General features: G+C 69.6%; 10 protein-coding genes. All 10 read left to right on the forward strand.

The features are described 5' to 3' along the window. Window positions 1-161 precede the first annotated feature (161 nt). Entirely contained in the window at window positions 162-821 is a 660-nt protein-coding gene (locus tag HNQ61_RS02585) for a hypothetical protein (protein ID WP_170031387.1), read from the forward strand. A gap of 156 nt (window positions 822-977) precedes the next feature. After that, a complete protein-coding gene (locus HNQ61_RS02590; RefSeq protein WP_170031389.1) occupies window positions 978-1,802 on the forward strand; it encodes a toll/interleukin-1 receptor domain-containing protein in 825 nt (274 codons plus the stop codon). A gap of 64 nt (window positions 1,803-1,866) precedes the next feature. Beyond that, complete coding sequence (locus HNQ61_RS02595) at window positions 1,867-2,508, forward strand: hypothetical protein (RefSeq protein WP_170031391.1); 642 nt, start codon at window positions 1,867-1,869, stop codon at window positions 2,506-2,508. Window positions 2,509-2,717: 209 nt separating this feature from the next. Then, the gene (locus tag HNQ61_RS02600) at window positions 2,718-3,452 is read left to right on the forward strand and encodes an ATP-grasp domain-containing protein (RefSeq protein WP_170031393.1); all 735 of its coding nucleotides are present in this window, start codon (window positions 2,718-2,720) and stop codon (window positions 3,450-3,452) included. A 294-nt stretch (window positions 3,453-3,746) separates the two neighbouring features. Then, window positions 3,747-4,466 (forward strand): DUF6624 domain-containing protein, encoded by a 720-nt coding sequence (locus tag HNQ61_RS02605; RefSeq protein ID WP_170031396.1) that lies wholly within the window; start codon window positions 3,747-3,749, stop codon window positions 4,464-4,466. A 70-nt stretch (window positions 4,467-4,536) separates the two neighbouring features. Continuing rightward, complete coding sequence (locus tag HNQ61_RS02610) at window positions 4,537-5,040, forward strand: GNAT family N-acetyltransferase (RefSeq protein WP_170031399.1); 504 nt, start codon at window positions 4,537-4,539, stop codon at window positions 5,038-5,040. A 77-nt stretch (window positions 5,041-5,117) separates the two neighbouring features. Further along, window positions 5,118-5,639, forward strand: coding sequence for a hypothetical protein (locus HNQ61_RS02615; RefSeq protein ID WP_170031402.1), 522 nt, complete (start codon window positions 5,118-5,120; stop codon window positions 5,637-5,639). A gap of 442 nt (window positions 5,640-6,081) precedes the next feature. Beyond that, the gene (locus HNQ61_RS02620) at window positions 6,082-6,672 is read left to right on the forward strand and encodes a biliverdin-producing heme oxygenase (protein WP_170031405.1); all 591 of its coding nucleotides are present in this window, start codon (window positions 6,082-6,084) and stop codon (window positions 6,670-6,672) included. Continuing rightward, window positions 6,669-9,119: an ATP-binding protein gene (locus HNQ61_RS02625; RefSeq protein WP_170031407.1), complete on the forward strand. Its 2,451-nt coding sequence runs from the start codon at window positions 6,669-6,671 to the stop codon at window positions 9,117-9,119. The genes HNQ61_RS02620 and HNQ61_RS02625 overlap by 4 nt, the downstream gene beginning before the upstream one ends. Window positions 9,120-9,713: 594 nt before the next feature. Beyond that, window positions 9,714-11,780 (forward strand): thioredoxin domain-containing protein, encoded by a 2,067-nt coding sequence (locus tag HNQ61_RS02630; RefSeq protein WP_170031410.1) that lies wholly within the window; start codon window positions 9,714-9,716, stop codon window positions 11,778-11,780. Window positions 11,781-12,251 lie beyond the last annotated feature (471 nt).

Here is a 12,251-nt window from a genome sequence, read left to right on the forward strand (position 1 = left end):
CACAGTGCGTACAGCAGATGGGCTGAGGGTGGAGGCCGCACCGCGCCGCCGTCGCCCGGGCCGCCCAGCCCACCCGGTGCACGCCGCGCATCGATCCCTCGGGGGCCCCGCCCCGCCGGAGAATCGCCCCTCGACACCTCCGTAAAAAAGCCAGTCGCGCCATGATGACCACCGAAGCCCACGCACACGGCCCCGCGGCCATGGAAACGCTCGCCCCGCGCTCTCCGTACGAGGCGGACGCGCCCGGAGCGCGGCGCGGCGGATTTCTGTCGGGTGCACTGTACGGCGTGTTCGTTCTGGTCCGCGAACTGTACCAGGGCGAGCCGGCGTTCAAGGCAGTCGTAATCGCCATCCTCATGGGGGCCTTTTTCGGAACCTTCATGGGGCTGGTGGCCTCGGCTGTGGAGGGGAGGCGAAGGCGCACGAAATCCCGGTCGCAGGCGGATCCGGCCCTGAACCCAGAACTGGACGGCGGGCGATACCGCTATCGACTGGCCTGTGGATGGGTGACGCCGGCGGGCAGGACGGTGCCCGGCGTTCTGTTCGTGGGCGCGGCGGGGATGCGGTTCGTGCCGCACAGGGGCGCGCCGGCGGGATCGGGCGAGGCGCCCGTGATGGAACCGCTGGACGCGGTGAAGATGAAGCTGTTGGACCTGCCCGTTACGCTGCGCAACCAGTTTCAGGGACAGCTGCGCGTACCGCGGATCGAGCTTCGCGGGCCCGGCGGCACCGCACGCTTCCGGGTGCCGGAAGAAGAGGCCGTGTTCAGCCGCCTCCAGGCCGCCGTCGCCCAGCTTCGCGCGGAGTCACCGGCGAACTGATCCTGCGTCCCGAGTATTGAGGTGCATCGCCGGAGACAGCAAGAATGGTCCGCATAGTGCTGTTCGGGGAGCGGATCGGGCCGAACGGTTCGTCATCGGCCGGCCACGATTGCGATCCCCTTCTTCGGTTCCGCGGACCTCCCATCTGCATTCCTCATGGCTGAGATCTTCATTTGTTACCGGCGGAATGACAGCGAAGGCTACGCGGGTCGGCTGCACGAGAATCTGGAGAGTCATTTCGGCTCTCGTGCGGTATTCGTGGATGTCGACAACCTGCACCCGGGCGTGGACTTCGAGCGTGTGATCGCAAGCACGCTGCTCAAGGCCAGGGTCGTACTCGCGGTGATCGGGCCACGCTGGGTAAACTCGCGGCTGAGCAACGAAGCCGACTACGTGCGCATGGAAGTGATTGCTGCGTTGAAGACGCGCAAACGCCTCATCCCCGTTCTGGTGGGGGGTGCAACGATGCCCGCGGCCGAGAGGCTCCCGGAGGAGTTGAGAGCGCTTGCTCGAAACAACGCCTTCACCCTGCGTCATGAGGCATGGAAGGACGACGTAGCCCGCCTGATCAAGTCGCTGGAAAGGACGCTCAGCAGCGGCACTCCGCGCGCGAAGACGAGCGTCACACCCGTCGCGGGGCCAGGACGCAGACCCGGAAAAGCTGCCGCGGCGGCCAGGAAACCCGCGGTTAAATCCACGACTTCCAAGGACGGGACGAGCAAAGGAACGACTGTGTCCGGAACCGCGAAGGCTGGGCGGAAAAAGGCGAAACCGGCAGATCCTCCCACGGCAGCGGCCTCCAAAACGGGTTCGAAGACGGCGGCCAAGCGTGCCCGGACACCACAGCCGGTGAAGCCCGCGGGTCCCAAAAGCACGGTTCGGAGCAAGGGCGGCACGCCGACCGGGAGCCGCCCGCCCAAGGGGCCAGGCGACAAGACCTCCGCGCGCCGCGGGGTTCGCACGCGCAAGCCGGCCCCGTGACGATTCCGGGCCACGGCCGTACCTCACGCGAGGTTGAGAGCGTCACACCCTCCCCCGCAGGCACATGACCGATCAGACTTGGAGCGAGTTGCTGCCCAGCGTGATTGTTGGAGTTCTGGCCGGGGCTGCGGGGGTCGGGATAGGCCTGTCCGTCCGGGGCGCGGTCCGGCGAGCGTTCCAGGGCAGAGACGCGTTCGAAATCGACGAGGCGGAACTGGGCGTGGGCAGCCAGAAGCTGGTACTGCGCGCGAACAGAGAAGATGTGCGGGTGGCATACCAGCTCTGGGTCGAACTCAGTACGCGCAAGATCGGACTGCCCATCGACTACGACGACGACGTCATCGTGGAGATCTACGATTCCTGGTACCACTTCTTCGGCATCACGCGCGAGCTGATCAAGGACATCCCGCCGTCCAAGCTCCGCAGCGGCGAAAGCATTCAGGCGCTGATCCAGCTCTCCATCGACGTGTTGAACGAGGGGATGCGGCCCCACCTTACCCGTTGGCAGGCCCGCTTCCGAAGGTGGTATGATCGTGAACTCAGCAACCCCGACAACATCCTTGTAGAGCCGCAGGAACTGCAGAAACGCTTTCCCCGGTACGATGAACTGACGGATGACATGGATCTGGTGAATGCCCGGTTGATGTACTATCGGGACCAGATGCGGAAGTTCGTTTTTGGCGAAAGCGCGCAGGTGGTGAAGTGACCGCCGCCCTCGTGCTCGCCGGCACCATCACCTGACCCGGCGCGGCAATGGACTGAAGCCGGACGAACCGCTGCACCGCCCTGCCGGGGCATTGACCGCTGCATCGGTCCGCCGCAAGGTTTCCGCGATCCCACACGCATTCCGCAGCGCGGGTCTGCCGACGCCGCTGGCGCACGTCACACATCCCCGCCTCCGCCCCACCGCACTACATGATCGTCGCCATCGAGCAGGTTCAGGGAGAAACCCGCAGCATCAACGACCTTGCCGCGTGGTTCGGGTTTCGTGAACTCTGCTACGAGCTTCTGCACTACGAGCAGGGCGCGGTGCACACGCTTCCCGCCGATCCCGAGATCGTGGTGGTGGGCGGCATCGGCAGCGTGTGGCGCGCGCTCACGCGGCTGGGCGTGGAGGTTCCGCGGCTGGATTCCATTCCGCCCCAGGTGGAGCCGTTCGCCGGGCGCAGGCTGTGGATCTCCACGCTGGGCCAGGTGCGCGCCGGCGCCGAGCGGCAGACCGAACCCGTCTTCGTAAAGCCGCTTCCCGGCGACCTCAAGCAGTTCACCGGCCGCGTGGTGCGCCACTTTCGCGACCTCATCCCCATGGCCGGGCTGCCGGACGAGATGGCGGTGCAGTGCTCGGAAGTGGTGGAGTTCATCTCCGAATACCGCAACTTCGTGCATCGCGGCGAGCTGGTGGGCTCCAAGAACTACAAGGGCGATTTCCGCGTCTGCCCCGACTACGCGCGCGTGGATGAGGCCGTCGCCGCCTTTTCCGACGCGCCCGTGGCGTACTCGCTGGACACCGGCATCACCCGGGACGGCCGCACGCTGGTGGTGGAGACCAACGACGGCTACTCGCTGGGATTTTATGGACTGCACCCGGTGCGGTACGCGCGCATGCTGCAGGACCGCTGGTCGCAGATGACGGCGGCCGTCGCGGTGTAGCGGGCGGATGACCGTCTCCTGGGCACAGGCGCCGGCGAGGGGCTGGGGCGACTGAAGTCGCGGCAACAACGGCGCGAAGTCCGCCTGCGCGGACTGTGGCGGACGGCTCGGCGCGTGGCCGCACCTGGGTTGATGGGCCGATGGCGGCGTGGCGGGGTTGGGCGCAGGTTGAGCGGGATTCTTTCGATCAGAAGCTGGCCGCCAGCTCTCGCCTGACTGTGCAGCGCGCGCCGGGCGTCTGGATGTGAGCGCCAGCCGGCAGACCGCCATCCACCGAATCAGCTCATCAGACTCATGAGGGTTCGCCTGCGTTTCTGGCTCGTTCTCCCGGCGCTGCTGGCGTCGGCATCGCTTGCCGCCGCGCAGGCCGCGGCGCCCGATTCCACGCCGCGCGACCGCTTCATGGCGACGCTGGAGCGCTGCGCACACCGGCCCGCTCCGTCCGACACCGTGGCGGCGGACCCGGCGCTGCGCCGCGAACTGCTGGCCATGGTGGCCGCCGACCAGCGCGACCGCGAGTTCACGCGCACCATGGGCGCCGCCGCGCCGCCCGAGTCGCAGATGCGGCTGATGATGCACAACGACTCCGCGCGCACCGCCCGCCTGCGCCAGATCGTGCGCGAAGACGGCTGGCCCACCGCTGTGCGCGTGGGGTGGGACGGCGCCAACGCGGCGTTCCTGGTGCTGCAGCACGCCACCGACCCCGTCTTTCAGGCGCTGATGCTGCCGGAGGTGCAGGACGCGTATCGGCGCGGCGAGCTGGAGGGCCAGTCGGTGGCGCTGCTCACGGACCGCGTGCGCGCCGAGGCGGGGCTGCGGCAGCGGTACGGCATGCAGCCCGAACTGCGCGACGGGCGCTACGTGCTGGGCGACGTGGAAGACGTGGCCGGACTGCCCGCCCGCCGCGCCGAACTCTGCGTGCTTCCGGTGGACGTGTACCACATGATGATGGAAGAGATGTACGGCCTGCGCGACCACGGCGTCGGCCTGTTTCAGGCGCCGGCCACGCCGTGACGACCGCGCGCCGGCCCCTGCCCGTCCGGCCGGCGCGCCCCTGCCCCCACCCGCCGGAGAACTCGCCGCCTTGCACGACCAGCCGATCATCATCCGCCCGGCGGCGCAGCTGGACGCACCCGCCATCAGCGCGCTCATCATTGCGCTGTCGCGGTACTTTCTCGCCGACCCGGACCGGCCCGGGGATGCCGCCGTCTTCCTGGAGACCATCACCCCCGCGGGCGTGGCCAACACGCTGGCGGACGGGCGTTTCCGCTATCACGTGGCGGACGCGGACGGGGTGCTGGTGGGCGTGGTGGGCGTGCGCGACGGGCGGCACCTGTACCACCTGTTCGTCGCGGAGCCGTTTCACGGGCGCGGGATCGCGGCGCGGCTCTGGGCCCATGCGCGGCGCGTGGCGCTTCAGGACGGCGATCATCCCGGCGAATTCACCGTCAACTCGTCGCTGCACGCCGTGCCGGTCTACGAGCGGCTCGGCTTTGCGCCCGACGGCGAGCGCACGGTCAAGGACGGCATCGCCTATCTGCCCATGCGCCTCGCGCGCGCGGGGAGCCATCCATCAGGGCCAGGTTGATGCGTCCGATCCGCTTCCCGTCATCCGCTGGACGGGACGCAAACCATCCCGCTCCGCCTCCCGCCATCCATCCGACGATGCGCATCCCCTCGCTTTACGCCATCACCGCCGCGCTGTGCTGCGCCTGCGCCGGATCGCCCGCCGTCTCGCCTGTGGCGGCTCCCGAGCCCGTCGCCGCCCCCGCCACCGCGCCGCCGCCCGAGGGGGAGCCGATCTCCGTCTGCGTATACAAGGACGGCGCGCTCGCGAACATCGCGGTCACGTATGACTTGCAGACGGGCGACACGCTGGTGGATGGCCGTCCCTTCGCGGAGGTGCATCCCACCACCACGCCGCCGTACGCGGCCGGCGCGGACTGGTTCGTGAGAGACGAGCCGTTCGACCGGGACTACGGACCGCCGCGGCGCGCCGTCAAATACGGCCTGCCCCGCACGCTGAGCCCGTGGGAAATCACGCCCGTGAAGCCGTACCGCGGCGTGGCCGTCTTTGCGGAAGCGGGGATCACCGGCGAGCCCGAGGTCATCTACGTCCTCGTCCGGCCCGGGTGTGTGTTTCAGCCGTATCAGTCCCTTGTCGACGTAGGTGCAGTCCGCGGCTGACCAGCACACACTCCTCCGCGATCATCTACGGAAGAACTGCCGTTTCACACGGAGGTCACGGGGGATGCACGGAGGGCACGGAGGAACAGATCAACAGAAAATCTCACGCAGAGCAGCAGAGGCGCAGAGGAAAAGGACGGACGGCATCAGCAATGTTGTTGTCTGTTCTCTGCTGCTCTGCTGCTCTGCGTGATCCGGTCCGTTGCAGTTTCCTCCGTGCCCTCCGTGCCCCCTCCGTGACCTCCGTGTGAAACGGCAGTACTCCCGCTTTCGCGCCACACGACAGCGGCAGAATTCGCGGGCAGTTGCGGCACCTCCATCTGTTTCGCGAAATTGGTGGGACAGAGCTGATGCACGACGCGCGCGGCACCCGTGAGGGGCGCGCTTCTTGCCGCCAGCGGCGAACCATGCCGGTCCCCCTGTGCCCGTGAAGTAGCTGTAGATGCTCTCGTCGTTGAAGTCCGCCACGGCCGCGCACCACGAGCGGGTCGAGGCGGCGATGCCGTCGCTGGACCAACTCGCCACTCCCGAGGGATACGCCTCCGCGCTGCGCGCCCTGCACGGCTTTCACGCCGCGTGGGAGCCGGCCATCTGGCGCGCCCCCGGCATGGGCGACACCGGGCTGGTGGAGGCGGACCGCCGCAAGCTGCCGCAGCTGGAGCGCGATCTGCGCGCCCTGGGCATCGAGCCGGTCGTCCAGCGTCCGCCCGTGGACGAGATGGACGCCGCCACCGCGCTGGGCGCGCTGTACGTGCTGGAAGGCGCCACGCTGGGCGGACGCGTCATTCACCGCCACATCGCCGGCCCGCTGGGCATCACCCCCGCGCACGGCGGCGCGTACTATCATGGCTACGGCGAACTGACCGGCCCGCGGTGGAAGGAATTCTGCGCCGCCGCGGAATCGTACGTGGCCCGGCACGGCGGCGAGTCCCGCGCGGTGCGGGGCGCGGTGGCCTGCTTTGGCGCGCTGGAGGCCTGGCTGGCCGTGCCCGGCGTGCTCGCCCCGACCCCGACCGCCGCCCTGACCTCGTGAACGACCCCAACCACCTTCCGCCGCTGGTTCCCGGCGCCGACGCGCCCGTGGACTTTGTTTCGCCCACGGCGGCAATCGACCTCACCAACTGCGACCGCGAGCCCATCCACATCCCCGGCGCCATTCAGCCGTACGGGGCGCTGCTGGCCCTGCGCGAGCCGGCGATGGTGATCGAGCAGGCCAGCGAGTCCGTGCTGCACCACCTGGGCGTTCCCGCCGCGGCCATGATCGGGCGCACGGTGGACGCGGTGCTCGGCACGGGGGTGCGCGACCAGGTACGCGCGCTGGCGCTGCAGGCGCGGGAGCGCGGCTCCGGCCAGGTGAGCGTCACCCTGGCCGACGGCGGCGAGCGGTGGTTCGACGCCGGGCTGTCGTACAGCGACGGGCTGATGCTGCTGGAGCTGGAGCCCGCGTCGGAGCACGGGCGCCTTCCGCCGGAAACGTTCGGCACGGTGATGCGGCAGATCGTGGAGCGGCTGGAAACGGCGGATTCGCTGCACGAACTGGCCGAGGGCGTGGCGGCGCGGATGCGCGACGTCACCGGATTCGACCGGGTGTGGGTGTACCGCTTTCACCCCGACTGGCACGGCGAGATCATCGGTGAGGCCAAGCGCGACGACATCGAGACGTGGCTGGGAATGCACTATCCCGCGTCGGACATTCCGGCGCAGGCGCGCGCGCTCTTTCTGCGCAACTGGGTGCGCGCCATCCCCGACCTGCAGTTCCGCCCGTCGCCCGTGGTTCCCACGCTCAACCCGCTCACGGGGCAGCCGCTGGACATGGGCAACGCCCTGCTGCGCAGCGTCTCGCCCATCCACGTGCAGTACCTGGGCAACATGGGCGTCACCGCCAGCCTGGTGATTTCGCTCATCCACCGGGGCAAGCTGTGGGGGCTCATCAGCGGCCACCACTACAACGGCACCAAGCACGTGTCGGCGGATGTGCGGGCGCTCTGCGAGTTTCTGGCGCAGGCGCTTTCGCTGCAGCTGGGAACCACCGACCGGCTGGAGGACCGCGAGTACGCGCTGCAGGTGCGCGCCGCGCAGAGCGCGCTGCTCAGCCGCATGGCCGACGAGGAGCCGGCGGAAAAGGTGCTCACCACCGGCCCGGTGACGCTGCTGGACGTGGCCTGCGCCGAGGGCGCGGTGGTCATGCGCGACGGGCGCATCTGGCGCGTGGGCGCCACCCCGGACGACGAGCAGCTGCGGGAGCTGGCGGCCTGGCTGCGGACGCGCGCCGACGATCCGTACGAGACCACGCGGCTGGCCGGCGATTATCCCCCCGCGGAGGAGATGCGCGGCGTGGCGGCCGGACTGCTGGCGCTTCCCCTGTCGCGCGACCGCCGCGACTTCGTGCTCTGGTTTCGCGGCGAGCGGCGGCAGATCGTGCGGTGGGCGGGCGATCCCCGAAAGCCGGTGGTCATTGGCGAGGACGGCTCGGCGCGGCTGCACCCCCGCGGCAGCTTCAACCTGTGGGAAGAGGAAGTGCGCGGCACCTCGTCGCCGTGGCGCGGCATTGAGCGCGAGGCGGCGCTGGACATCCGCCGCGGCGTGCTGGATCTGCTGGTGCGCAAGGCCGAGGAGATCGCGCTGCTCAACCACGAGCTGGCGCTGGCCAACGCGCAGTTGGAGGAAACGGCCGTCGAGCTGGAGGCGCAGACCGAGGAGTTGATCGAGCAGCGCTCCGAGCGCGAGCAGATGCTGGCCAGCGAGCGGCGGCTGCGCGGCGAGGCGGAGCGCGCCAACAAGGCCAAGGCCGACTTCCTGGCGGTGATGAGCCACGAGCTGCGCACCCCGCTCAACGCCATTGGCGGGTACGCGCAGATCATGTCCATGGGCGCGCGCGGCCCGGTGACGAACGACCAGGAAGGGGACCTGGAGCGCATCCAGGTGAACCAGCGGCACCTGCTGGGCCTCATCAACAGCATCCTCAACTTCACCAAGCTGGAAGCGGGGCAGATTCAGTTTGCGCTGGCCCGCGTGCGCATGGACGTGCTGCTGCACGGGCTGGAGGCGCTGGTGGGGCCGCAGATGCGCAACAAGTCGCTGGACCTCACCATCAGCGACTGCGGCGCGGTGACGGTGATGGGGGATGAGGAGAAGCTGCGGCAGATTCTGCTGAACCTGCTTACCAACGCGCTCAAGTTCACCCCGGCGGGCGGGTCGGTGGAGGTGTCGTGCGAGGTGGAGCGCGACCTGCTGCAGATTCACGTGCGCGACACGGGGCGTGGGATTCCCGCGGGGGAGCTGCACACGATCTTTGAGCCGTTCGTGCAGGTGGAGCGGCACGTGACCAGCCTGAACGACCAGGGCGTGGGGCTGGGGCTGGCCATCAGCAGCGAGCTGGCGCGGGGGATGGGCGGGCACCTGCGGGTGCGCAGCGAAGTGGGAAAGGGTTCCACGTTCTCGCTTACTCTCCCCGTGGTGCGGGACGAGGAACGGGCGTAGCCGACGGAAGGCGGTGGCGATCCGCCGGTATGCGTCGGCGGATCGCGGCGGGTGCTCAAGCGGTCGTGCGGCGGCGGGCGGGGGCCCTCACCCCGCGTGCTGCGCACGACGACCCTCTCCCACGAACGGATGTGGGAGAGGGAGCACACCCCAGCCCGGCGCGGCTGATTGATTCGGCTCGCGGCGGCGGCCTTTCGCCCGGCGGTTGAAACCGCGCCTCGAACAACACGAAGTCCGCCTCCGCGGACTGTGGTTGCCGCCATCCTGTGCATCCTGATGCAGTTGAAGCCCCGAACCGGACGCGCCAGCGGCCGGTGTCGGGGCTTTCCGCTTTTGGAGCGGCGGATTTATCCGCTCAGGAGGGTCTCAGCGGCTCCCAATTCCGCTCTCCGCGAAGAACCATCCGCCCCGTCCAACCCTCCCCCCTTTCTTGTTGTAGGAGGGTGGGCGAGTCGTACGAGCCCGGGTGGGGGCCGCCCGTGAACTCCGCCCTTCCACACCGAACCCTCCGCCCTGCCCTCCCCCACGGAACGCGCCTTGCCCGCCGTCCCTCCCTCACGCGACGCCGTTCATCCACCTCCGCGCAGCGACCCGATGCCCAACCGTCTGGCCGGCGAAACCAGCCCGTACCTGCTGCAGCACCAGGACAACCCGGTGGATTGGTATCCGTGGGGCCCCGAGGCGCTGGAGCGCGCGTCCGCCGAAGACCGGCCCATCCTGCTGTCCATCGGCTACTCCGCCTGCCACTGGTGCCACGTGATGGCGCACGAGTCGTTCGAGGACGACCAGACGGCGGCGGTGATGAACGAGCTGTACGTCAACATCAAGGTGGATCGCGAGGAACGCCCCGACATCGACTCCATCTACATGACCGCCGTGCAGCAGATGACCGGCCACGGCGGCTGGCCGATGACGATGTTCCTCACCCCGCAGGGCGAGCCGTTCTACGGAGGCACGTATTACCCGCCGGAGCCGCGCCACGGAATGCCCTCCTTCCGGCAGGTGCTGCTCGCCGTGCACGAGGCGTGGACGGAACGCCGCGAAGACGTGGACCAGAGCGCCGCGCACCTCACCGGCGCCCTGCGCGAGAGCGCCGGCCTGCGCGCGCCCGCCGGTGCGCTGGACACAACGATCCTGGACCGCGCATCCGCCGCGCTGGCGGAGCGGATGGATGCGCAGTGGGGCGGAACACGCGGCGCGCCCAAGTTTCCGCAGCCGCTCACGCTGGAGTTCCTCCTCCGCTCCTGGAAGCGCACGGGGGACGACAAGCTGATGCGCCTGCTGGATGTGACGCTGCGCCGCATGGCCGCCGGCGGCATGTACGACCACGTGGGCGGCGGGTTCGCGCGGTACAGCGTGGACGCGCACTGGCTGGTGCCGCACTTCGAGAAGATGCTGTATGACAACGCCCTGCTCGCCCGGCTGTACCTGCACGCGTGGCAGGCCACGGGGGATGACGCGTACCGCACGGTGGCGGAAGACGTGCTCGGCTGGGTGTCGCGGGAGATGACGTCGCCGGAGGGCGGCTTCTACTCCGCGCTGGATGCGGACAGCGAGGGCGAGGAGGGGCTTTTCTACGTCTGGTCGCCCGCCGGGATCGACGAGGTGCTGGGCGCGGAAGACGGGGCGCTGGTCCGCGCCTACTACGGTGTGACCGCGGAGGGCAACTTCGAGGGGCACAACATCCTGCACGCCTGGCGCCCGCTGGACGAGGTGGCGCGGGAGAACGGCGTGGCGCCGGAGCACCTGGCCGCCGTCCTGGACCGCGCGCGTCCGAAACTGTACGACGCTCGCGCCAAGCGGATCTGGCCCGGCCGCGACGACAAGATTCTCACCTCGTGGAACGCCATGATGGTGCACACGCTCGCCGAGGCCGCGCGCGCGTGGGATTCCGACGAGTACCGCGCGTCCGCCATCCGCGCCGCGGAGTTCCTGCTCGGCTCGCTGCGCACGGAGGACGGGCGGTTGGCGCGGACGTACAAGGACGGGAACGCGCGCATCCCCGCCTTTCTGGAAGATCACGCCCTGCTCGCCGAAGCCCTCGTCGCGCTGTACGAAACGACGTTCGACGCACGCTGGCTGGCCGAAGCGCGCACCCTGGCGGACCGCATGCTGGATGCGTTCTGGGATGAGGACGAGGGCGCCTTCTACGACACCGCGCGCGATGCGGAAACGCTCGTCATCCGCCCGCGCGACCTGTACGACAACGCCACGCCGGCCGGAAACTCGTCCGCCGCCAACGCGCTGCTGCGGCTGAGCGAACTGACGGGCGTGGGGCGATACGCGGATGTCGGCCGCCGCGTGCTGGAATCCATGGCGCAGGCGATGGCGCGCATGCCGTCCGGATTCGGCCACCTGCTGGGCGCGCTGGACTTCCACCTCGCCGTCCCGACGGAGGTCGCGTTCGTCGGCGCGCCGGAGGCGGAGGACACGCGGGCGCTGCTGGCGGTGGTCCATCGCGCGTACCTGCCCAACGTCGTTACCGCGCTGCGCCGCCCGGATGATGCGGAGGACGTCGCGGACGCCGTGCCCTTGCTGGCCGGCCGCACCGCGCGCGAGGGCCGCGCCACGGCGTACGTCTGCGAGCGCTTCGCCTGCCAGCAGCCCGTCACCGACCCCGCCGCGCTCGCGGAGCAGCTCGGGATCGTGGGGACGGGATGATTGCGGAGGATGGGCGGCGGTAAAGATGCGGGGGAGCCATCCGGCGCGGATGGCTGATTCGGTGTGCCTGACGCCTCGCGGACCCCTCCCCGGCCCTCCCCGTGCAAACAGACGCACGGAGAGGGAGAACTCACCCCCGATCCACGGCTCCGTGCGGTCGAGGCCGCACCGCGATCCAGCCATCCCGCAATGCAGTTGAAGCCCCGAACCGGACGCGCCAGCGGCCGGTGTCGGGGCTTTGCGCCTTTGGAGCGGCGGATTCATCCGCTCACGGGAGGGGAGGGTGGGCGAGTAGTACGAGCCCGGGTGGGGGCCCGCCCTGGAGCCCGCATCCCGATTCCCGCCATCCTCGCGCCCGCTTCAATCACTCCACCGAGCGCCACCGACCAGCCCGTTCCCGCCACGTACGCTCCTCATCCATCGCCCTCATCGGCCCGATGCAGCCGTCCCGCACCGCCCCGGCCCTTGCGC

Origin of the sequence: Longimicrobium terrae (genome assembly GCF_014202995.1) — a bacterium.
In the GTDB taxonomy this organism is placed as follows: Bacteria; Gemmatimonadota; Gemmatimonadetes; order Longimicrobiales; family Longimicrobiaceae; genus Longimicrobium; species Longimicrobium terrae.